We start from the raw sequence: 22,771 nt of genomic DNA on the forward strand, positions 1-22,771 counted from the left end.
CGGGCAAGATGCCCACCCCACAAGATTTAATAATTATCGGGCAAGATGCCCACCCCACAAGATTTAATAATTATCGGGCAAGATGCCCACCCCACAAGATTTAATAATTATCGTCTTATTTTTATAAATTAGTGCCTTTTTACTGAAAATTGTCACCAATACACGACAAATTCAGCAGAATATGTTGTCTTGAATAAGCTAAAAAATGTATTCATTGTCACAGAAATTGAGGAATTGTAAGGGGATCAAGATATTAATTGCTCACTATTAATAAAAACTTATATAAATTAAAATCCAGATATATATACTATGGGAAAACGATTAATCAGAAATCCTGATTAAAAAATATTGCAATAACTTGATTTTGTTGCTAATGTGTGTGAGTACGACAGCGCTGGTGAATGCTCGGATCATTTAGAGAGGTAAAATCAATGAGCTTTATCTATCCTGCCAAAAGTCTTTTACTTGGTCATTGGTGATTGGCCATTAGTCATTAGTAAAAATTCCCGTTCAACAGCGGAGAATCAAAATATTTGCAATGACCTAATTCCTGTCACTTTAGGTTTGATTTTTGTTTACCGTTCATCAATCGTCCTACCTGTTGATTGCCAAAAACGCAATACATGAAGACGAGACATGAAAAATTTGGAGTTGAAAAACGATGAAGATTCAAGGAAAAGTTGCACTAATTACCGGAGCTTCCCGTGGCATTGGTCGAGCGATCGCCTTAGAATTAGCCAAACAAGGCATGAAAAGGTTAATATTAGTAGCACGCGATCGGCAAAAATTAGCCGAAGTAGCCGCCCAAATCGAAGCTTTGGGTGTAGAAACTACAATCATGGCCTTAGACTTAACTCAATCAATTTATGTTAATATAGCCGTAGCCCAACTTTGGCGCAGTTATGGACCGATTCATCTACTCGTAAATTGTGCTGGTGTCGCCCATCAAAACTCATTTTTGCAATCAAAACTTCCCCAACTGCAACAAGAACTCTCCGTTAATTTATTGGGAATGTATACCCTAACCAGCTTAATCGCCAAACGTATGGTTAGTCAAAAAAAGGGGATCATTGTCAACGTCTCCAGTTTAATGGGGAAAGTTGCCGCACCGACAATGGCCACATATTCCGCCACTAAATTTGCCATTGTTGGATTTACCCAGGCCTTACGTCAAGAACTGGCCCAACACAATATCCGCGTAATTGCTTTACTCCCTTCCCTCACCGAAACAGACATGGTGCGCGACTTAAAATCATTTCGCGGTGTGATTCCCATGACACCCGAACAAGTCGCCCAAGCCCTAGTGATTGGAATAGAAAAAGATACACCAGAAATCCTAGTCGGATGGCAATCTCATTTAGCCGTATTATGTCAACGTCTTGCCCCTTGGTTGCTAGATATCATCCTACAACTAGCGACACCCAAAAAACCATTACCTAATGCTGTGGGCTAGACTTCAAATCAATTCAAATCAATTCAAATCAATTCAAATCAATTCAAATCAATTCAAATCAATTCAAATCAATTCAAATCAATAATTTCTCTTCGCGCCTGTGCGCCCCTGGGTGAGAAAAAAATCATTCATTTACCTATATAGACATGATCCCTCCGGTAAATTACAGCAGTTCCCGGTATTCACAAAGTACAGATATTAATTATAAAACTCTTGTGGTGCGGGCATCTTGCCCGCATAAGGTGTACCTTACTCAATCTGAACTTGCTGTAATCCGGGGGATCATTGGTGTAAAATCAGAACTTTCAATTAAAAACTTTCAATTAAAAATTCTCGCAATAATCATCCCTAATTGAACACTGATAATTCCCAAGATTGTACTACCAAAAAAATAACCAGTAGCAGCCAACCAATTACCACGTTGCAACAAACCAACCGTATCTAAACCAAAAGTAGAAAAAGTAGTATATGCACCTAAAAATCCTGTGGCGACAATTAACTTAATTTCTGGGGAAATCAGCGCTGTTTTTTCCATAGCTAAACTGGCGAAAAACCCCATGATTAAACAACCGCTAATATTAATCGAAAAAGTTCCATAGGGGAAACCAAAACCCAAGCGATTTGTCAACCACAAAGTTAAATAATAGCGACTTAAAGCCCCAGCTATTGCTCCCAGACTAATGGCAATGGGAATACGAATTTCTACCTGTTGCAACATTATTAATAATTGTTAAGTAGGTTGGCGTTAAAAATTGTCGTTATGACAAGGGAACAGGGAACAGGGAACTCTTAACTGGGAAGAGGTTTTGGGCAACTTTACTTTTCGTTACTTATGTCGGTTTTTTCCGTTCACCTACTTATTAGTCTTTTTTAGTCTTTTTTTATCTTTATATTAAATCGGCAACCAACGGAAAACCGTACCCTAGTGACAGGTTTTCATCACTGTACCTGAAAATTGAACTTGATACAATCAAGGAGTGGCTAAAAAGATGCTGTTGTCCAGGCAAAGTTCCAAAAATTAACAAGAAACTAACACAGCATAAGTAGGAGAGTTATCAAAATGGGAAATCAACTAAAAACTGCTATTTTACTCGCTACCCTCAGTGGCTTATTGATAGCAATTAGTTACTGGGTAATTGGTGGTACAGGGGGCTTAGTTATAGGAATTGGGTTAGCAGCAGCGACTAACCTCTTCTCTTGGTATCAATCAGATAAGATTGCTTTAGCAGTATATAATGCCCAACCCGTCAGCGCAGCAGAAGCGCCAGGACTATATCGCATCGTTGAAAAATTATCTAACCGTGCTAATATTCCCATGCCGGGATTGTACATTGTTCCTAGTCCAACAGCCAACGCTTTTGCGACGGGAAGAGATCCCGAACACGCGGCTGTGGCCGTTACCGCAGGTATTTTAGATATTTTACCAGAAGATGAATTAGAAGGGGTAATTGCCCACGAACTAACCCATATTATCAATCGTGATACCTTAACGCAAGCGGTGGCTGCTACCGTCGCTGGGGCTGTTTCCTTCCTGGCGCAAATGCTGAGTTATAGTATGTGGTTTGGTGGTGGTTCACGGGACAACGAAAGAGGTGGAAATGCTCTGGGTGTATTAGCTACAGTCATATTTGCCCCCCTGGCCGCTACGGTGATTCAGTTAGCAATTTCCCGCACCAGAGAATTTTCTGCTGATGCCGGTGCTGCAAAATTAACAGGTAATCCTCGCGCATTAGCTAGGGCTTTGCAAAGGTTAGAATCTACAGCTAGACAAATGCCTTTGAATGCTAATCCAGCTTTTGAACCATTATTAATTATTCATCCTATTTCTGGGCAGTTTTTGGGAAATTTATTCTCTAGTCACCCAGCAACTGAAGCCCGTGTCGAAGCTTTACTGCAATTAGAACGACAAGTTATTACTTATTAGTCTCTAGAGATTATTAGTAGGGTGTGTTAGCTTCAGGATAACGCACCCTATTTAGTCAATATCCTATTTCTGAGCAAAATCAACTCAACATTTTGGCAACAAATAAAAATCTCTGTATTCCCTGTTTTTCCTGATTAAAAAATCGGCTGCAAATCTAAAATAAATCCTGGTAATACATCTTCTCCAGATAAACTTGTAGGAGATTCTAAAACTTCTATTTCTTGATTGGGGCGATAAATTTCTACTTGTTTATTTTTAGGATTAATTAACCAACCTAACCGTAAACCATTGGCGATATATTCCCGCATTTTGGCTTGAGTATCCGCTAAATCATCGCTTTCAGAAACTAATTCCATCACAAAATCAGGACATAAAGGCAGAAACCTTTTTCTTTGTTCTGGTGTGAGTGCATTCCATGTTTCTATCTTAATCCAAGACACATCAGGAGAACGGGTAGCACCATTAGGTAATTTAAAACCTGTGGAAGAATCAAAAGCTTTTCCTAACCCATTTTGGCGATTCCAAAACCAAACTTGTCCACCTAATTCTAGGTTTCTATCTCCCGTTTCTCCTCCTGTTGGTGACATGATACTTAATTCTCCTTGTGAGGATAATTCTAAACGTAGATCTTTATTAGCAGCAATCATTTCCACAAATTTATCATCTGTGAATTTTAGTGATTTTGGTATTTGTAAAGTTATAGCAGTCATGATTTATACCTCTCTCTATTTATCCCTTCCAGTCTCCGACAGGGAATACTTTCCGGGAGGTTCTACCTGCCATTTTAACGATATTTTCCGAACAAAGCGGTTAGAAACCGCGTCTACACAGACAAAACCCACGCAGGTGGGTTAAATTCCTCTTGGAAGGAGTTTGTTTGTATAGCCGCTATATAATCAATCTTTTAGGCTAAAAAATGGGTTTCTAACCTAAACCTAAAAAACCAGAAATTATTGGTAAAAGTTTATGATTGGGGATTTTTCCATCCATCATAAGCAGCAATGAGAACATTTACATAAATATTATCAGCAAGTTCTTTAATTGCTTCAATACCACCCGCTTTTAATGCACCTATTACCCGTTCCTTTAGTTGTGGATTTTTATTGATACCCTTAACCGCTACCTCGATTTCTGCTTGAGTATCTGTAGGTATATCAGGAGGATAGGATTGATTGAGGATTTGGAGTAGTTGTTGAATCTCACTAGCTGAGTCCGCTAGGTTTTGTTTGGGAGTAATAACCAGATCTCCCATAACCTTACCCGCTACTCCCCCGTCCACTTTCTGAATATTCATTTCTACTTCGACATTACGACTGGAATCATTACTGTTAGTCATATTTTTATTATCCACTTTGTTTTCAACTTGAACATTTATAGATTTTTCTGCTTCTACTAACTTATTAATAGTTAACCATAGATTTGCATTCTGATTATTAGAAGCTTGTAAAAGTTCTTTATATTTTTCTATTTCTGCTAATGCTAATTGATAATTTTGAGTAAAATGGCTGTGAATCTTTTCTTTATTCGCATTCTCAGGAACAGCAACTTTAACAACAACAACCCCATCACCTTTATTTTTAATACTCTGGATAACTAATTCTGTATCTCCATTTTCAACTTGCACTTTTTTGAAAGCAGTAACAAAAGCTTGCCAGTCAATACCATTTTGGAAAATTAAATCAACAGTATTTAAAACTTCTTCAAATAATTTGGTAAATTCTCCTGGTTGAAATTCTCCACTACTCGGACGGCGTTCCCGGTCATCTGTTCCCGGTTTAGGATATTCTAAAAGATAGACAAAGCGACAATCTACATGATCTAATATGGTTGTACTTTCAATATTCCAAGCTTCCACACAAGCACCAGTCATTTGAGCTTTGGTGAAATTAGTACCGACGGCTTGAGTAAGAGTCAGATTTGCCCATTCTAAAACAGCACCTTGAAAAGTAGCTTCTATAATATCAGCATTTTTTAAATTAGCCTCTTTCAAGTCTGCACCTATTAGGTTTGCACCTTTCAGATTTGCACCAATATAAGATTTATTTCTGCCATTTAAAGTAATAAGCAAATTGAGAACAGTAGGGTTACTTAATATAGTATTACCCGGTCTAGCAAAATCAAGTTTTTTGACTTCATAAAAACGAGTGCGCGTTAGGTTTGCTTTTCTGAAATCGGTGTTTTTCAGGGTTGCACCAGTAAAATCAGCATCAGTTAAATCAGCACTAAAAAAGGTTGTACCATAGATAGAATTTATAGATATAGCAACTTTTTTAATCCAACTAAATTTTTCACTACCTTTTGATGCTTGCCAACCAATATTATTTCCTAATATGGAAACAATAACAATAGTTAACCCAATTAAAGTTGATTTTGTTATATTTGGAACTTTTATTAATAAAGATCCCGCTGAAATTAAATTGATGATTAAACCTATAAATATCACTATGGGCAAATAACTAATGATATTTATCATCATAATATTAGCTAAAGCTATTATTATCCAACCAATTCCAATTAAACATAATATTGCAATTCCAAAAAAAAATTGTCCAATAATTGTTGTGTTAGCTTTACTTACTATAAAACTTAGGAATAAGCTAGGAGTTAATACTAATATCGCTACAAATAAACCATGTAAAAAATTTTTAGCTACGGTAATAATAGCAAAAGCTAATAATGAAATTAAGATTACTATGTATGTAGTGATTTTAATTTTTAGATCCTTTTCTAAATCCCAAAGTCCAACAAGAACAATAGCACCTATTCCCGTAATAATTGAGCCAAGGGCAATAATTAATAAAGAGAGCGCAATCGTACAAACTATAGGAAGTAATTGTAGACCGGAGGTTGTCTCACTAAAGTTTGCCCCTTTTAATATAGCTTTTGTAAAGTTTGCCCCTCTAATGTCACTACCATTAAAATTAGCATTTGTTAAGTCTTGACCTTGAAAAGACTTTCCGCGAAGATTCAATCCAGAATAATTTTTCACCATTGCCTTATGTAAGCAATATACTTATGATATTGATTTTATGTTTATATTTAGCTACAACCATTTCTTTCACAGTCTTCTAAACATTTTTGTTTTTGAGAATTAAATAAACAATTAGCTTTACATATACTCTTTTTCACCTCACAATAAATATCATCTATTCCATCTATTCTTAGTGAAATTAGTGTCTCTTTAGTTCTTGCAAAATTAGTATTGTGTGGTGTCGCAACTATCTCTTTCTTTGATGATTCTGAGGAACTATCTTCACTCTCAAAAGATTTCATCAACTCAATATGGGCTTGTATGGCCGCTTCTAATGATTGAATCCATTTTTCGTATAAACGTTTTTGCTCAGGGGTAAATTTATCCCAGTTAAGATCTTGTAATTTTTCGGTCATAAGAATAGTGTGATACGAGTAGGTTAAGCATGATATCAACTGAGTAAATATTAACTTTTTGTAGTTAATGTTGTCAACTACATGATAGATTAATTAAGTACAAATATAGTAAAAAAACATACATAATATTTTGTGAATCAGTATCGAAAATCATCACTTTCTTATTTTTGCTGATTTTTCTTCACCGAAAATGACTACAATGAATGTTAATGCTAGATAATGGGGAAGCCTTGACATTTAAACAACCTAGCCCGGAACCAAAGAACTAACAACTATGCGAACTCACTATTGCGGCGAACTCCGAAAAGAACATATTGGTGAAACTGTTACCTTTTACGGATGGGTAGACCGTCGCCGCGATCACGGTGGTGTGATATTCTTAGATTTGCGCGATCGCTCTGGTATTGTCCAAATCGTCAGCGACCCCCAGCGCACCCCAGACTCCTATGAACAAGCTAACGCACTCAGAAATGAATATGTTGTAGCTATCACCGGTAGAGTTACCCAACGTCCTCCAGAATCCCTAAATCCCCGACTTCCTACTGGCGAAGTGGAAATCTATGCGGATAAAATAGAACTACTTAACGCCGTCCGTAAACAATTACCTTTCCAAGTTTCCACCGCAGACACGGAAACAGTGCGGGAAGATTTACGGTTAAAATATCGTTATTTGGACTTACGACGGGAACGTATGGCGCAAAATATGCAATTGCGTCATCAGGTCATTAAAGCCATGCGGCGCTACCTGGAAGACCTAGAGGGTTTTATTGAAGTTGAAACCCCAGTTCTCACCCGTTCTACCCCCGAAGGAGCGCGAGATTATATTCTTCCCAGTCGCGTGAATGAAGGTGAATGGTTCGCTTTACCGCAATCTCCCCAACTCTTCAAACAATTATTGATGGTATCAGGAATGGATAGATACTATCAAATTGCGCGATGTTTTCGGGACGAAGATCTACGGGCTGATAGACAACCGGAGTTTACTCAATTAGACATGGAAATGAGTTTCATGTCTGAAGATGAAATTATCGAACTTAATGAAAAGTTAGTTTGTCATATTTTCAAAACCGTGAAAGGCATTGATTTATCTCGTCCTTTTCCTCGTCTTCCTTACGCGGAAGCTATGAACCGTTACGGAAGTGATAAACCAGATACCCGCTACGGTTTAGAATTAGTTGATGTTTCTGACGTTTTAAAAGATTCTGGTTTCAAAGTTTTTCGAGAAGCCATTTCTAACGGTGGTATCGTTAAAATTCTGCCCATTCCTAACGGTAACGATGCCATTTCTAATGTTCGCATTAAACCAGGTGGCGATATTTTCCGGGAAGCCGCAGAAGCTGGAGCGAAAGGTTTAGCTTATATTCGCGTGCGAGAAAATGGTGAACTTGACACCATTGGCGCAATTAAAGATAATTTGACACCGGAACAAAAGCAGGAAATATTAACAAGAACGGGTGCAAAAGCCGGACATTTGTTATTATTTGCGGCTGCTGATACAACCACTGTTAATAAAACCTTAGATAGAATTCGTCAATTTGTGGCTAAGGAATTTAAGTTAATTCCAAAAGACAAAATTAACTTGCTCTGGGTGACAGAATTTCCCATGTTTGAATGGAATGCAGATGAAAAACGTTTAGAAGCATTACACCACCCATTTACAGCCCCTCATCCTGAGGATATCAGTGATTTAAAAACCGCCCGCGCTCAAGCTTATGATTTAGTTTTAAATGGGTTTGAAGTTGGTGGGGGAAGTTTGCGAATTTATCAGCGAGAAGTTCAAGAACAAGTGTTTTCAGCTATTGGTTTATCAACAGAAGAAGCACAAAGTAAATTTGGCTTTTTATTAGAAGCTTTTGAATATGGAACTCCTCCCCATGGTGGTATTGCTTACGGTGTAGACCGTTTGGTAATGTTGTTATCTGGAGAAGAATCAATTCGTGATGTGATTGCTTTTCCCAAGACTCAACAAGCTCGTTGTTTATTAACAGATGCTCCTGGAAATGTAGACGCAAAACAATTGAAAGAGTTGCACGTTGCTTCGACTTTTAAACCCAAGGTGTAAGATCAAGTGTCCTTAGTTGTCCTTTGTCCGTACTTCGACTTCGCTCAGTAACCATTGTCCGTTGTTAGTCTTGACCACCGACCACCGACGGCTTTGTAGGGGCTTTCCTGCCGTTCGCCCCTACAAGGTTTTGAACACTCATCCTTCTGCTCTATAACCTCCAAAGGTTTAGAATCAGCTTCTCCCGAATCAACTTCTCCATCAAAACGCACATAGATTTTTTAACTTAGGTCTAACCACAATCACAGAACGCCCAGAATAGTCCACCCATTTACCCAACAGGTTTTGTTTAAACCATCCCTATTTTCCCTCAATAATATCCGACAAAGACTTCAGAGGACGGTTACTAGCACCCACCACTGTTCTCCCACGACGACCATGATTAATCAAAGCATCAACAGCTTCTTGTAGCATCCGTTTTTCATTACGGACAATAATTTCTGGTGCTAATATCTCTTGAATCTTAGACAAGCGATTATTACAATTAATTACCCGCAGATATAAATCATTTAAATTACTAGTAACAAATTTACCCTTATTTAATCGCACCATAGGGCGTAAATCCGGAGGAATCACCAGAATCACCTGTAAAACCATCCACTCCGGCTTAGAACCCGTAGCAATGAAATTATCAATCACCCGCAAACGTTTAATTAACTTAGCGCGTTTTTGTCCTTTAGCATTAGCAATTTCTTCCCGTAGAGCCTTCACCTCCTGCTCCAAATTAATATCCGATAAAAGCCGTAACAGTGCTTCCGCACCAATACCCACTTCTACACCTTCTAATTGAGAATCCTCACTATAAATAGCATCCTCAATTTCTAGCCGCTGATCTTCGCTTAGAAGTTGTTTATAAGTCAAAGTATCTGCATTACCCGGTCGTAACACACAGTAAGAATGGAAATAAACAATTTGCTCCACATCCCGTACAGGCATATCCAAGAGAATAGCAATATAACTAGGAATCCCCTTGAGATACCAAACATGAGCCACCGGAGCAGCTAACTTAATAAAGCCCATCCTGTGACGACGGACGCTGGATTCAGTAAATTCTACACCACAGTCCTTACAAAATATACCTCTAAACACAGCACGCTTATACTTACCACAGTGACATTCCCAGTCTTTAACCGGTCCAAAAATGCGCTCACAAAACAAACCATCCATTTCCGGCTTCAGAGTCCGGTAATTAATAGTTTTTGGCTGCGTTACCTCACCAACTATTTGTCCATTAGGTAAAGTCCGTTCACCCCGTTTACGAATGCGTTCTGGTGAAGCTATACCAATTTTTACGTAATCAAATTGATTAGATTGGGGGGGGTTTCATAAATTTAGATTTTAGATTTTAGATTTTGGATTTTATCCCTCTTCTGGTAGAAACGGATTAAGAATAGACCTAATTTTAAGTATAGTGCGATCGCTAAGCGCTGCTGTAAGCAGATCGCCAACCACCGACAAATTAAAAATAATGTATAATAGACAATTTATATCATAATTCCTAACTGACTTAATTTTGTAACTAAGACCATGCACAATTTCACTGGATTTCCAGACGCTTATGATGTAATTGTCGTCCGTGCAGGTCACGCAGGTTGTGAAGCAGCGCTGGCTACTGCTCGCCTCGGTTGTCGAACTCTGCTATTGACCCTAAACTTAGATAAAATCCCTTGGCAACCCTGTAACCCCGCAGTCGGTGGACCAGCCAAATCCCAATTAACCCATGAAATAGACGCTTTAGGGGGGAAATTGGCAAAATGGCAGACCGGACATACTTACAAAAACGCATCCTCAACTCTTCACTAGATCCTGTGCGAAATGAATAAGATAAAGATCCCCAACTTCTTTAAGAAGTCAGGGATCTGAAGTTTTAGGTTAAAATCCCTACTAAAATTTGCATCAACATTTCTAAATCGGTAGGAACTCGATATAACATTAAATCCTGGGTTATTAGTTTATTTTCGCGTTGAAAACTGCCAAACTGCCAAATATCTCCAGTTGTTACAGCACCATATAATATTGGTTCATCTCCTTCAACCCATTGATCTAAAGCAATTAATTCCACTGCAAGTTGAGTAAATCCTCGTGTTAAATCTGCGTGTTTTGCTTCCACAACTAAAACCTGATGTTGAGATTGCAGGTAATAATCTAAGTCACCCCGCAAAAATTGATTTATTTCAATGGGATATTCAATATTAATTTTAGATTCGGTAATATGTGCAACTTCTAAGAGAATTGGTGCAATTAAAACTTCTCTTCTTGCAGCTTCGCTTGTTAAACTAACTCTTTGCATTGCCTCTTCTAATCGTTCTTTGAGATCAATTAATCGAGATATTTGATTATTACTTACCGGCCAATCAATTGTTCCTCTAGTTAAATTGACTCCTAATTCTTGTAAAATATCCGCAGGTGCAAACCTTAACTCAAAATACTTACGAAATGTGTATGTTTCATCAGGTTTAAGAATTGGAGGACGATGTGATTTAGTCATAGAGTTATTTATTAATTATGTTGTCAGTTTTTTATCTTTTGTATTCATATTATATATGATAATATAATATCTATTTGATGCGGTGATGTAAAAATATTGCCAACAAACACAAGAGTATGGTATAAAAGTGAATATCTTGATTTTTTGACTTGTGAAAAATGACTATTCCTGACTTTCAAGCTATTATGCTTCCTTTATTGCAATATGCAAGTGATGGTAAAGAACATTCTTTAAGAGACGCTATTACATTTTTAGCTGATGTTTTTAATTTAAGTGATGACGAAAGAAAGGAATTATTATCTAGTGGACAACAAGCGGTTTTTGATAATAGAGTAGGTTGGGCTAGAACACATTTAAAAAAAGCCGGTTTAGTAGAATCTCTTAAAAGAGGATTTTTTCAAATTACCACAAGGGGAAAGGATATTTTAAATCAAAATATTGCAGCAATTAATGTGAAATTTTTAGGACAGTTTCCAGAGTATATTGAATTTAGAACTTCTAAAAAAGATCATGATAAATCAGAACCAGAAATTATAGAAATATCGGAAACTACACCCCAGGAATCCATAGAGTTTGGATATCAGAAAATTAGAAAAGAATTAGAATTAGAGTTACTTAACCGTGTGAAAAGTTGTTCACCTGATTTTTTTGAAAGATTAGTGGTAGATTTACTCGTAAAAATGGGTTATGGTGGCTCAAGACGTGATGCGGGGAGAGCGATCGGTAAAAGTGGAGATGGGGGAATTGATGGTATAATTAAAGAAGATAAATTAGGCTTAGATATTGTTTATGTTCAAGCTAAAAGATGGGATAATACTGTTGTTGGTAGACCAGAAATTCAAAAGTTTGTCGGGGCTTTACATGGACAAAGAGCAAGAAAAGGTGTTTTTATCACTACTTCCAGATTTTCCCAAGAAGCGAGAGAATATGTATCTATTATAGATAGTAAAATTGTGTTAATAGATGGAGAAGAATTAGCTCAGTTGATGATTGATAATCATGTGGGTGTTTCCACAGTCTCTATTTACGAAATTAAAAAGATAGATTCCGATTATTTTACAGATGAGTAATTATTAAATAGTAGACAATTAATATATGAAAACAGAGAATTTAAAAGCGGTACTGGTATTTGCTGGTATCGGATTAAGAATAGACCTAATTTTAAGTATAGTGCGATCGCCAAGCACTGCTGTAAGCAGATCGCCAATCACCAACAAATTAAAAATAATGTATAATAGGGAATTTATATCATAATTCCTAACTAACTTAATTTTGTAACTAAGACCATGCACAATTTCACTGAATTTCCAGACGCTTATGATGTAATTGTCGTCGGTGCAGGTCACGCAGGTTGTGAAGCAGCGCTGGCTACTGCTCGCCTCGGTTGTCGAACTCTGCTATTGACCCTAAACTTAGATAAAATCGCTTGGCAACCCTGTAACCCCGCAGTCGGTGGACCTGCTAAATCCCAATTAACCCATGAAATAGACGCTTTAGGGGGAGAAATTGGCAAAATGGCAGACCGGACATACTTACAAAAACGTATCCTCAATTCCTCACGAGGTCCTGCGGTCTGGGCATTACGAGCGCAAACTGATAAAAGAGAATATGCGGCGATAATGAAGGGAATTGTCGAAAATCAAGAGAATTTGACAATTAGAGAAGGGATGGTGACAGATTTAATCTTAAATGATCATAATCAAGTTATTGGTTTAGAAACTTATTTTGGCGTATCTTTTCACTGTAAAGCGGTAATTCTCACCACGGGGACGTTTTTAGGTGGGAAAATTTGGGTGGGAAATAAATCCATGGCCGCAGGCCGCGCGGGAGAGTTTGCAGCGGAAGGGTTAACACAAACTTTGAACCGCTTAGGATTTGAAACCGGTAGACTGAAAACCGGGACACCAGCACGGGTTGATAAACGTTCTGTTGATTACACTAAAATGGAAGTTCAACCCGGAGACGACGCTGTACGGTGGTTCAGTTTTGACCCTGAAGTCTGGGTAGAACGGGAACAAATGCCTTGTCACATGACTCGAACCACTAAAGAAACTCATCGTTTAATTCAGGAAAATTTACATCTGTCCCCTGTGTATGGTGGTTGGGTGGAAGCAACCGGTCCCCGCTATTGTCCGAGTATTGAAGATAAAATTGTCCGCTTTGTAGATAAAGAAAGTCACCAAATCTTTATTGAACCGGAAGGAAGAGATATTCCTGAATTATACATTCAGGGTTTTTCTACCGGTTTACCAGAAACTTTGCAAATTTTGATGTTGCGGAGTTTGACAGGTTTAGAAAATTGTGTGATGTTACGTCCTGCCTATGCAGTAGAGTATGATTATTTACCTGCAACCCAGTGTTTTCCTACCTTGATGACTAAGAAAGTGCCTGGATTATTTTGTGCCGGACAGGTAAATGGGACTACAGGTTATGAAGAGGCTGCTGCTCAAGGGATAGTAGCAGGAATCAATGCAGCGCGGTTTGTACGGGGTGAAGAAATGATTATTTTTCCCCGTGAACAAAGTTATATTGGCACTTTAATTGATGACCTGTGTACGAAGGATTTACGAGAACCTTATCGTATGCTTACAAGTCGTTCAGAGTATCGGTTATTACTACGTTCTGATAATGCTGATCTCCGCATGACACCCTTGGGACGGGAAATTGGTTTAATTGATGATAGGCGCTGGAATTTGTTTAGTGAAAAACAAGCACAAATTACGGCGGAGAAAGAACGGCTGCATTGTACTAGAATAAAGGAAAATGAGGCAGTAGGACAAGCGATCGCTCATGATACCCAACAGGCAATTAAAGGTTCTATTACCCTTGCTGACTTGCTGCGTCGTTCGGGTATCCATTACATTGACTTGGAGCGTTACGGACTCCATAACCCCAACCTCAAACAAGCGGAAAAAGAAGGAGCGGAAATTGATATCAAGTATGCTGGTTATTTAGCAAGACAGCAAAACCAAATTGACCAAGTTGCCCGTCAAGCAAATCGCCAACTACCTAGTAATTTGGACTACTCAACCATTGATACTTTATCAAAGGAAGCGAGAGAAAAGTTGAATAAAGTCCAACCCTTAACTATTGGACAAGCTGCGAGAATTGGTGGTGTTAACCCAGCGGATATCAACGCCCTTTTGATATACTTAGAAATAGCTAAAAATAACATCACTAAAGCCACACCCACCCCAGTAATTCTGTCTTAACAAGAGTAGCGGTAATTCATGAATTACCGCTACGTAATCATGATATCAGATCCTCAATTAGATTTACTAATGTTACTTTTGCGAAAAATAGAAAAAATATCCCAGTTGACCAGAACAAAAACTATGAAATACAGGGAAAAAATAAAAAGGCTTGGAGGGTAAACCAAGCCCAACTTCACTCAGGGTAAAATATATTATCCATCCTATAGGTTATTCATATATTAATAATCCTTCCCAAGAGAGAAATTTCAAAAATATTCCGACAAACCTCCCTGACTCTCCGCGTCTGTGCGCCTCTGCGTGAAAAAAAATACACCCTTATTCAGCAACATTTAGCAGATATTTCTGACACAATTGGCGAAAGTCTTCACCCCGCATTTCAAAATTAGGATATTGATCAAAACTAGCGCAAGCAGGAGATAGTAATACTACTGAAGCTTGATGTTTTTTCGCTAGTTCCCCAGATAAGGATACGGCGTTTTCCATAGTTTCGACTATGTGATAATTACTATATCCCACCTCTTGCAGACGTTTAGAAAATGCCGGTGCTGCGTTACCTATGAGTAAGACAGCGGCGGCTTTAGCTTGAATTTGCCCTAACCAAGCGGTATCATCTCCCGCTTTAGCTTCTCCACCAGCGATTAAAATAGCGGGGCTTTGCACAGATGCTAAACCTACCGCCGCTGCGTCGTAATTAGTGGCTTTACTATCGTTAATAAAATCAACTCCTTGCCAATTACAGATATGTTCTAAGCGATGGGGAACACCAGGAAATTCACGGACAGCCTGGGAAATAGCGGTAATATCTATACCGGCTAATCTAGCAGCGGCGACGGACATGAGCAGATTTTGCTGGTTATGTTCCCCTACCATTCGCAATGCAGATACCTCGACAATGGCTTGGGGTGTAGCCGTGATTTTTTCCATTACCCAGCCATTTTCTATATAAAAGCCTTTTTCACCAATCAGAAATTCTCGACCTTTAACGCTTGTCCAATAGGCCTGAGGCCAATGATTTAATCCTAATTGACGCAAGTAAAGATCATCACCATTAAATATTTGTAACTGGGAATTGTGTAATAATTTGGCCTTGATATGATAGTAATTTTCTAATGTTTTGTGACGGGCTAAATGATCTGGTGTGAAAGTTGTCCAAATGCCAATGCGAGGTGCTAAAGTTACAGAAGATTCGATTTGATAACTGCTAATTTCGCCAATTATCCAATCAGGGCGATTGTGGATTTGAGATTTGAGACTTTGGATTGCTACCTCACAAGCAGCATAGCCGATATTACCACAGGCGGGAGCGTTTAATCCTGCCGTTTGGAAAATAGCCGCAATTAAGGCTGTGGTAGTGGTTTTACCATTTGTACCAGTAATTCCTACCCAGGGGATATCTTGTAAATGTCGCCAAGCTAGTTCCATTTCGCCGATAGTTTCCATTCCCAGTTCTCGCGCTTGGGCTAAAATAGGAATATCCCAAGGAACTCCGGGACTGACAATGATTAATTTGGATAAATCAGAATTGGTAAATTCTGGTGTGGTTTTTAATTTAACGGTAATGTGTTCGCTGGCGAGTTCCTGTTGTTGTTTGAGAAGGGTTGGGGAGGTGCTACTGTCATAAAGTTCTACCTCCCAGCCTTCCTGTTTCAACAATCTTGCCGCAGCAACACCGGACTTTCCTAATCCAATAATTAACGCTTCTGGCATTGACCGTGTATCATCCCTGGTTAAGCTCTACTATAGTAGCGTTAATTGGCAGCAATTACACAACTTTTTGTTGCTTTTGACTACAAATTTTTCACTATTGCACCAAAATCTGCTAAAATGCGACCATGATTTCGCAATAATCCCAGCAAATTTAAGCGATTTCGCTTAATATCGGGATTTGCGTCCATGACTAAAACGCTATCTTCACCATCAAAAAATGTACTAACGGTGGGGGCGATTTTTGTCAGTGCGGATACTAACAGTTGATAATCACGGTTTTGTTGTGCTGCTTGGGTTTGGGGAACTAGTTCAACCAAGGCGTTGTAAAATGCAGATTCAGATTTTTTCTGGAATAGTTCGGGGTTAATTAAGGTTTGTGGTGCTAGGGTTTCCAAGTCTAGATTTCCCTGGGCTGCTAACCGGGTAGAACGGTTGACGGTTTCGTAGATTTTATCTAATGTACCATCTTGACGGATTTTTTGTAAATAGATGGCGCGATCGCGGACATCTAATAAATCTACTAATGCACGTTCTGTATATTCAGGATCATTTTCTCCTAAAACCGCATTTACCAAATCATAATCGATCTGTTTTTCATCTTGTAATAAGGTGCGAATCCGTTGTAGAAAAAATTCGCGTAATGTGTTAATTAAGGATTTAGCATCTTTGTTAAAAGCTGCTGCAAAATCTGCGGTAATTTCTGCTAATAAGGCTGATAAATTAATTGGTAAATTTGCCAACCATGTAATATTAACAATCGCATTTGCTGCGCGACGTAATGCAAAAGGATCTGATGAACCGGAGGGAATTAAACCTAAACCAAAGATACTAGTTAATGTATCTAATCTATCAGCTAAACCGACAATTTGACCAGTAAGAGTTTGAGGGAAAATATCATCAGCATTTCTGGGTAAATAATGCTCAAAAATCGCTTTTGCCACTTCTGGGTCTTCACCACTAGCTAAGGCGTATTTTTCGCCCATAATTCCCTGTAATTCTGGAAATTCATAGACCATTTGCGTCACTAAATCGGCTTTACAGAGTAACGCAGCCCTTTGTATATTTTGGCTTTGAATTGGATTTAATTGTAGTTGATTACTAATTTTTTCTGCATTTTTAACTATTCTTTCGACCTTAGCACGAACAGAACCTAAATCTTCTTGGAATGTAACTTTTTCTAATTGAGGTAAAAAGCTTTCTAAAGGTTTAGATACATCAGCTTCATAGAAAAATCTGCCGTCTGCTAACCTTGCGCGAATTACCCTCGCATTCCCCACAGCAATAATATCAGATTTGGCGGGATCTCCGTTACTAATGGTGATAAAATTGGGCAATAATTGCTGACATTCTGCATTTTTGAAAACGGGAAAATACCGCTGGTGACTGACCATAACCTCGGTAATTACTTCTTTTGGTAACTTGAGAAATTCCTCCTCAAATTGTCCAATCACTGCTGTGGGATATTCCACTAAATTGACAACTTCCGCTAATAATTCTGGGTAAATTGGCGTATATCCGCCTAATTTTTCCGCTGCTGCTTTAACTTGATTTGTGATAATTTCCGCTCGGTTTTCTGGAGGGACATTTACATAACCAGAAGCCAATGTTTTGACATATTCTGTAGCGTGGGAAATGCTGACGGGTTCGGGGTGTAAGACTCTATGGGTGCGAGAAATGCGATCGCTTTTGACAATTTTTGCCCCATTTTCTAATTGTAATGGTAAGATATCCCCATCTAATAATGTCACTAACCACCGAATTGGTCGGGAAAATCGTCCGTCACCATGTCCCCACCGCATTAACCGCTTGCCCTCCAAGTTCCAAACCCATTCAGGTACAAGTTCGGTTAAAATATCCGCAATGGGACGACCGGGAATTTGCTTATTCACAAAGACGAAATCCCCTTTTTCCGTGGGACGAATTTCTAAAGCAGAAATATCTACACCTTGCTTACTGGCAAAACCAATGGCAGCTTTAGTGGGTTGTCCATCTTTAAAGGCTGCTTGTGCGGGTGGTCCTTTGATTTCCTCTTCTCTGTCTGCTTGTTGGGAGGGTAAACCGGTAATGAGAACTGCTATCCGTCGCGGTGTTCCATAGACTTCAACCACAGCCTCGGGGAGATTATGAGTTGCTAGGCTGTGGGGAATGCGCGATTTCCATTGTACAATAGCATCACTCAAAAAACCGGCGGGTAATTCTTCTGTACCGACCTCTAATAAAAATGCTGGCATAAGATACTGTTTTTAACTTGACGGGGCTGAATATTAGTCAATTCCAATATTGTATGCCATAACCGGTAATAGGTAATAGGTAATAGGTAACAGGTAATTGGTAATTGGTAATTGGTAATAGGTAATTGGTAATTGGTAATGGGTAATGGGTAATAGGTAATAGGTAATTGGTAATTGGTAATTGGTAATAGGTAATTGGTAATTGGTAATAGTAATCTTTGTCTCTAGAAGAAATATTGAAACTTGGATACATTATTTACAAATTAATAAATAATGATATCCTAGTAAAAAATACGAGGTGAAGTCTCATGCTAACCATAGCACCCGCTCACTCCCACCGCGCTATACTCGCTAATATTTCTTGGCACACTTTTGAAACCATTTTAACAGAAATGGGCAATCATCGCGCTACCCGTCTAGCCTACAACCAGGGAACACTAGAAATTATGACTCCTTTAATGCCCCATGAACATAATAAAAGACTGATAGAAAAGCTCATTGATAATTTAGCAGAGGAACTTAATCTTAATATTAAAAGTACCGGTTCAGTGACCTGTAAACGTCAAGATTTAGCCAAAGGTGTAGAACCAGATTCTAGTTTTTACATCCAAAATGAACCGATAATGCGAAATAAACAAACTCTAGATTTGACTCAAGATCCTCCACCAGATTTAATTATAGAAGTTGATTATACCAGCGCTTCCCTGGATAGATTACCGATTTATTTGGCCTTAGGTGTTCCCGAAGTTTGGCGTTATGATCATCCAGTAATGCAGATTTATCAACTCAGTAATGGTGTTTATATTCCCTGTGACGTTTCTCCCACCTTTGCCAATTTACCCCTAACCACAGAAATTCCCCGCTTTTTAGCTCAAAGTCTGGAAATCGGCGAAATTTCTATGATTCGTTCCTTTCGTGCTTGGGTACAAAAATCAAAAATAGAACTCACACAGAAATGATGACATAGCGAATTAATATGGCTAAATCTTGTGGTGCGGGCATCTTGCCTGCTATAATTTCTTATAATTATACTAAATATTATGCTGTGGGCATCTTGCCCGCTATGACTGCTTATAATTATACTAAATCTTGTGGTGCAGGCATCTTGCCCGCTATTATTGCTTTAATTATACTAAATCTTGTGGTGCAGGCATCTTGCCCGCTATTATTGCTTATAATTATACTAAATCTTGTGCTGTGGGCATCTTACCTGCTTTAATTGCTTATAATTATACTAAATCTTGTGGTGCGGGCATCTTGCCCGCTATAATTGCTTATAATTATACTAAATCTTGTGGTGCGGGCATCTTGCCCGCTATAATTGCTTATAATTATACTAAATCTTGTGGTGCGGGCATCTTGCCCGCTATAATTAGACAAATTCAATCCAGTAAAGTTTAAGTAAAATACCCCTCTCCGTCCTGGAGAGGAGTTAGGGTGAGGTTTATCGCAGTAAGTCAAATTAAACCTATATCTGAATGTTGTGACTCGCTGGTTCAGGTTTAATAATAATGGGATTGGGAAGAGATGGTGGTTTAGATACCTTTGTTTCTGCTTGTGTTTGTCCTGTTTGATTCCAGAGAATCATTGAGAGTAAACCATCTACTAAACTGTTACTATTACCATTACCATTGCTGCTACTTACCGTAATGTCAGGGATAATACGGACATTGCGATCGCCTATAATTTGCATTAACTGCATCGCTGTATAACCTTGTTTTCCTAAAGCTTCCACACCGGCGAGGTAGGTTTCCGCTTTAGCGTTACCTGTGGCGCGAATACCTTCAGCCTCCGCGACAGCTTTCAGCTTAATGGCTTCCGCTTCACCGGTTGCTTGCTGAATTTGGGCGTTAGCTTGCAATTCGGCAATTGTCACACCTTGTTCTGATTGTACCAAATCTTGCTGAATATCAGCTAATGCTGTTTCCCTGACCAACATTTGTCGTTGGGTTTCGGCCATTTGCTGCACTTCGTAAGTTTTACGTTGTTCCTCCGCGATTTTCCGTTCTGTCAAAGTGTGCATTAATTCTTTCGGGGGCGTAATTAAACCAATTAAAGAATCCACAGCTTGCACATCATAGGCACGCAAAGCAGATTTAACGTATTCAGAAGCTTCTATTTGGCGCTCGCTACGGGCAATCAAGAAATCTAAAATGGTATATTCTTGAGCGGAATTACGGAAATAATTGCCCACAATGGGACGCAAAACTTGGTCAATGACATTTTGCATCGAACCTAAGCGAGAAATCACTTTTGGCGCGTCTGAAGCCCCAATGTGGATAATTTGAAATATCTCTAAATCAAAGCTAAAACCATCAAACGACAGCAGTTTTAACGCCTTCAAATTAGTATCATACCCGTGCTGTCCCACAATTCTGTCAGTAAAGTTTAAAACGATATTTGTCGTCGGTACTAACTCAACTTTCATCACCTTAGTATTGAGCGGGTGTTTTCCTGGATACAATGGTTCAACCCAAACCCCCTTATGTCCTTGATTGACTAAGTTTCCGTGAGTAAAAGCCGCACCACTGACATCTTCCTGATCTTCACCGACAAAAGAAATCACCACACCGACATAACCAATGGGAATTTCCGTCATCCGTACTTGTTCGATATTTACCAACCAAGGGTTGAGATTCCACGAACCCGATAATAATACCTGTTCTTGTAAACCCCGTTGTCCCCCAGCATCAATAAATTTTTGACCATTTTGAAAGTTATCATGGCCACCAATCAAACGTCCAGCAATTTCACCTGCTGGAATTGGTGAACCATCTAACGTGGTGACAATACCAACTTTGTCTGCTGCTACTTCATAAATACGCAATTGTTCTGGACGCATACCATGGGTAGTGGCATTTGCAGTCGTAATAACTTTAAACAGAGCAGTGTTAATCCGGTAAGTACCAGCGGTAATAAAAGCAATTTGTCGTCCTTTTTCGCCACCTTTCGTCAAAAATTTGCGAGCATCTTGAAAATTATCACATTCGACAATTTTGCCCAAAATCCGCTCTGGAGGGTTAGAAGCCCCATCAGCGGCGACAACCAGAGCGATTTCTCCTTGGGGGACAATGATTACCGGCTCTTTTTTGACAGCATACTGCCAAGGCCAATAACCCCAGTGCCAACCAGGGGCCAGGGTATCTGCTTGTAAACCAGCTTCACCATTTAAAGCGATTAATCTATTAGGGGGTAATACTTTACCAGAAAAGGTAAATTTTCTGACAACAATGCCCACCTCGCGCTCACCGATAACTACCAGTCCACCGAAGAAAATACAACCACCAATAATGATCACAGGAACAATGATTAAAGGTTCAATTCCCATGGCTTGATAAGGAATTTGGCGAGTTACAGACTGGGTAATTACGGGCTGAGTTTGACCTGGTGGGATTGATATTGATACAGAGGTTATTTCTTTTGCTGCTGGTGTTTCTCTGGAAGTGGCATGGGCAGCATTAATACCACCTATTAAAGATAGGGCAGCGATCGCAGATGTAGCCAATGTCACGATTTTATTGTACTTACTCTTACCCACGGAAAATGCAAAGCTTTTCATATATGTGTACCTCATTGGGGAAATAATTATCTAATTTGTGACTTCACTATGAATCAGCCTGTTTCCTTAAATCCTATCTAAATTTTTTACCAGATTGATTCATCCGTTTAAGAAGCGCTTATAAGCTGCTTTTTACAAAACTTATTTTATTTATGTAAGTATTTTGGGAAGTTAGTGGTAGAATAAAAACGGGATTAACGCCATACTCAATTGTAACATTACTTTAACTCTTTTCAAAATCACAAATTCTAAAACGGGTATCTATTATGGCTAATAACTTCGTCTGGGTTAACGCAACTACCTTAAATGGCACTCTTTGGGATAATGGAACTCTATCATCAGCACGTCCTATTACCCAAACAGGCACTTTAACCATTAGTAGCGGTTATGAGAAATATCTAAATACCCAACTCAATAATACCGGAACAATTCAATTTCAAGCAGGGCGGATTGTTGACGATGACGACAATAATATTATCGGTACATTAAACAACTCTGGAACTTTCAAGAAAACCACCGCAGATACAGCGACAATTGGGGTAGCTTTTAATAATACGGGAACAGTCAATGTCGAAGCAGGAACTTTAGTCCTTTCTGGTGGAGGAGTGAATAGTGGAACATTTAACATCACAAGTGGTAAACAACTAGAAATTAATGATTCAGTTTATACATTTACCAACGCAGCAAGAATCAATGGTAGTGGCAAGTTTTTGATTAGCGGTGGAACGCTCAAAGCAGATGGAAA

General features: G+C 38.8%; 17 protein-coding genes and 2 pseudogenes. 9 read left to right on the forward strand and 10 right to left on the reverse strand.

Annotated elements, in window-relative coordinates; all coding sequences use genetic code 11:
- The first annotated feature begins 661 nt into the window (after positions 1–661).
- A complete protein-coding gene (locus tag H6F39_RS17430) occupies positions 662–1,453 on the forward strand; it encodes an SDR family oxidoreductase (RefSeq protein WP_028091452.1) in 792 nt (263 codons plus the stop codon).
- Between the two features lie 319 nt (positions 1,454–1,772).
- Here H6F39_RS17430 and crcB read toward each other — a convergent pair whose 3' ends face one another.
- The gene (crcB, locus tag H6F39_RS17435) at positions 1,773–2,171 is read right to left on the reverse strand and encodes a fluoride efflux transporter CrcB (protein ID WP_190397129.1); all 399 of its coding nucleotides are present in this window, start codon (positions 2,169–2,171) and stop codon (positions 1,773–1,775) included.
- Positions 2,172–2,513: 342 nt separating this feature from the next.
- Between crcB and H6F39_RS17440 the strand changes: the two genes are divergently transcribed.
- Complete coding sequence (locus H6F39_RS17440) at positions 2,514–3,377, forward strand: zinc metalloprotease HtpX (RefSeq protein ID WP_028091454.1); 864 nt, start codon at positions 2,514–2,516, stop codon at positions 3,375–3,377.
- 134 nt (positions 3,378–3,511) lie between these two features.
- Here H6F39_RS17440 and H6F39_RS17445 read toward each other — a convergent pair whose 3' ends face one another.
- From H6F39_RS17445 to H6F39_RS17455, 3 genes are all read right to left on the reverse strand, one after another.
- Complete coding sequence (locus tag H6F39_RS17445) at positions 3,512–4,087, reverse strand: Uma2 family endonuclease (protein ID WP_137908217.1); 576 nt, start codon at positions 4,085–4,087, stop codon at positions 3,512–3,514.
- Positions 4,088–4,341: 254 nt separating this feature from the next.
- Positions 4,342–6,369, reverse strand: coding sequence for a pentapeptide repeat-containing protein (locus H6F39_RS17450; RefSeq protein WP_190397130.1), 2,028 nt, complete (start codon positions 6,367–6,369; stop codon positions 4,342–4,344).
- Between the two features lie 47 nt (positions 6,370–6,416).
- A complete protein-coding gene (locus tag H6F39_RS17455; protein WP_190371614.1) occupies positions 6,417–6,764 on the reverse strand; it encodes a hypothetical protein in 348 nt (115 codons plus the stop codon).
- A 274-nt stretch (positions 6,765–7,038) separates the two neighbouring features.
- Here H6F39_RS17455 and aspS point away from each other — a divergent pair, with 274 nt between their 5' ends.
- The gene (aspS, locus tag H6F39_RS17460; protein ID WP_190397131.1) at positions 7,039–8,826 is read left to right on the forward strand and encodes an aspartate--tRNA ligase; all 1,788 of its coding nucleotides are present in this window, start codon (positions 7,039–7,041) and stop codon (positions 8,824–8,826) included.
- Between the two features lie 219 nt (positions 8,827–9,045).
- Here aspS and rpoC1 read toward each other — a convergent pair.
- A pseudogene (gene rpoC1 / locus H6F39_RS17465) lies at positions 9,046–10,146 on the reverse strand (DNA-directed RNA polymerase subunit gamma); the annotation flags it as partial.
- A gap of 207 nt (positions 10,147–10,353) precedes the next feature.
- Between rpoC1 and H6F39_RS17470 the strand changes: the two are divergent.
- A pseudogene (locus H6F39_RS17470) lies at positions 10,354–10,634 on the forward strand (FAD-dependent oxidoreductase); the annotation flags it as partial.
- A gap of 59 nt (positions 10,635–10,693) precedes the next feature.
- Here the strand turns inward: H6F39_RS17470 and H6F39_RS17475 are convergent.
- Positions 10,694–11,314, reverse strand: a complete 621-nt coding sequence (locus H6F39_RS17475; protein ID WP_137908221.1) for a hypothetical protein — start codon at positions 11,312–11,314, stop codon at positions 10,694–10,696.
- 158 nt (positions 11,315–11,472) lie between these two features.
- On the opposite strand from H6F39_RS17475, the gene H6F39_RS17480 reads away from it, so the two are divergent.
- Both H6F39_RS17480 and mnmG read left to right on the forward strand, forming a co-directional pair.
- Positions 11,473–12,384 carry a restriction endonuclease gene (locus H6F39_RS17480; RefSeq protein ID WP_137908222.1) on the forward strand — a complete coding sequence of 304 codons (912 nt, stop codon included), beginning with the start codon at positions 11,473–11,475 and terminating at the stop codon, positions 12,382–12,384.
- Positions 12,385–12,600: 216 nt separating this feature from the next.
- Entirely contained in the window at positions 12,601–14,526 is a 1,926-nt protein-coding gene (mnmG, locus tag H6F39_RS17485) for a tRNA uridine-5-carboxymethylaminomethyl(34) synthesis enzyme MnmG (RefSeq protein ID WP_190397132.1), read from the forward strand.
- A 318-nt stretch (positions 14,527–14,844) separates the two neighbouring features.
- On the opposite strand, the gene murD is transcribed toward mnmG, so the two are convergent.
- The 3 genes from murD to H6F39_RS17500 form a co-directional block, all read right to left on the reverse strand.
- The gene (gene murD / locus H6F39_RS17490; protein WP_137908224.1) at positions 14,845–16,236 is read right to left on the reverse strand and encodes a UDP-N-acetylmuramoyl-L-alanine--D-glutamate ligase; all 1,392 of its coding nucleotides are present in this window, start codon (positions 16,234–16,236) and stop codon (positions 14,845–14,847) included.
- A gap of 80 nt (positions 16,237–16,316) precedes the next feature.
- On the reverse strand, positions 16,317–18,467 hold the full coding sequence (gene glyS / locus H6F39_RS17495) for a glycine--tRNA ligase subunit beta (protein ID WP_190397133.1): 2,151 nt from the start codon (positions 18,465–18,467) through the stop codon (positions 16,317–16,319).
- Between the two features lie 37 nt (positions 18,468–18,504).
- Positions 18,505–18,720, reverse strand: a complete 216-nt coding sequence (locus H6F39_RS17500) for a hypothetical protein (RefSeq protein ID WP_190397134.1) — start codon at positions 18,718–18,720, stop codon at positions 18,505–18,507.
- Between the two features lie 55 nt (positions 18,721–18,775).
- Between H6F39_RS17500 and H6F39_RS17505 the strand changes: the two genes are divergently transcribed.
- The gene (locus H6F39_RS17505; RefSeq protein ID WP_137908228.1) at positions 18,776–19,426 is read left to right on the forward strand and encodes a Uma2 family endonuclease; all 651 of its coding nucleotides are present in this window, start codon (positions 18,776–18,778) and stop codon (positions 19,424–19,426) included.
- Positions 19,427–19,622: 196 nt separating this feature from the next.
- A complete protein-coding gene (locus H6F39_RS17510) occupies positions 19,623–19,868 on the forward strand; it encodes a hypothetical protein (protein WP_190397135.1) in 246 nt (81 codons plus the stop codon).
- Between the two features lie 67 nt (positions 19,869–19,935).
- Here H6F39_RS17510 and H6F39_RS17515 read toward each other — a convergent pair whose 3' ends face one another.
- Entirely contained in the window at positions 19,936–22,026 is a 2,091-nt protein-coding gene (locus H6F39_RS17515) for an SPFH domain-containing protein (protein WP_190397136.1), read from the reverse strand.
- A 266-nt stretch (positions 22,027–22,292) separates the two neighbouring features.
- On the opposite strand from H6F39_RS17515, the gene H6F39_RS17520 reads away from it, so the two are divergent.
- Positions 22,293–22,771, forward strand: a 479-nt coding sequence (locus H6F39_RS17520) for a hypothetical protein (protein ID WP_199290970.1), incomplete at its 3' end; no start/stop codon positions are given.

The organism is Dolichospermum sp. FACHB-1250 (genome assembly GCF_014696335.1).
Taxonomy (GTDB): domain Bacteria; phylum Cyanobacteriota; class Cyanobacteriia; order Cyanobacteriales; family Nostocaceae; genus Dolichospermum; species Dolichospermum planctonicum.

Bases quoted from the DNA above. Each gene is read 5' to 3' on its own strand.
- aspS (WP_190397131.1), top strand. From the start codon at position 7,039: ATGCGAACTCACTATTGCGGCGAACTCCGAAAAGAACATATTGGTGAA.
- crcB (WP_190397129.1), bottom strand. From the start codon at position 2,171: ATGTTGCAACAGGTAGAAATTCGTATTCCCATTGCCATTAGTCTGGGA.
- H6F39_RS17475 (WP_137908221.1), bottom strand. From the start codon at position 11,314: ATGACTAAATCACATCGTCCTCCAATTCTTAAACCTGATGAAACATAC.
- H6F39_RS17445 (WP_137908217.1), bottom strand. From the start codon at position 4,087: ATGACTGCTATAACTTTACAAATACCAAAATCACTAAAATTCACAGAT.
- glyS (WP_190397133.1), bottom strand. From the start codon at position 18,467: ATGCCAGCATTTTTATTAGAGGTCGGTACAGAAGAATTACCCGCCGGT.
- H6F39_RS17440 (WP_028091454.1), top strand. From the start codon at position 2,514: ATGGGAAATCAACTAAAAACTGCTATTTTACTCGCTACCCTCAGTGGC.
- H6F39_RS17500 (WP_190397134.1), bottom strand. From the start codon at position 18,720: ATGTATCCAAGTTTCAATATTTCTTCTAGAGACAAAGATTACTATTAC.
- H6F39_RS17505 (WP_137908228.1), top strand. From the start codon at position 18,776: ATGCTAACCATAGCACCCGCTCACTCCCACCGCGCTATACTCGCTAAT.
- H6F39_RS17455 (WP_190371614.1), bottom strand. From the start codon at position 6,764: ATGACCGAAAAATTACAAGATCTTAACTGGGATAAATTTACCCCTGAG.
- murD (WP_137908224.1), bottom strand. From the start codon at position 16,236: ATGCCAGAAGCGTTAATTATTGGATTAGGAAAGTCCGGTGTTGCTGCG.
- H6F39_RS17515 (WP_190397136.1), bottom strand. From the start codon at position 22,026: ATGAAAAGCTTTGCATTTTCCGTGGGTAAGAGTAAGTACAATAAAATC.
- H6F39_RS17450 (WP_190397130.1), bottom strand. From the start codon at position 6,369: ATGGTGAAAAATTATTCTGGATTGAATCTTCGCGGAAAGTCTTTTCAA.
- mnmG (WP_190397132.1), top strand. From the start codon at position 12,601: ATGCACAATTTCACTGAATTTCCAGACGCTTATGATGTAATTGTCGTC.
- H6F39_RS17430 (WP_028091452.1), top strand. From the start codon at position 662: ATGAAGATTCAAGGAAAAGTTGCACTAATTACCGGAGCTTCCCGTGGC.
- H6F39_RS17480 (WP_137908222.1), top strand. From the start codon at position 11,473: ATGACTATTCCTGACTTTCAAGCTATTATGCTTCCTTTATTGCAATAT.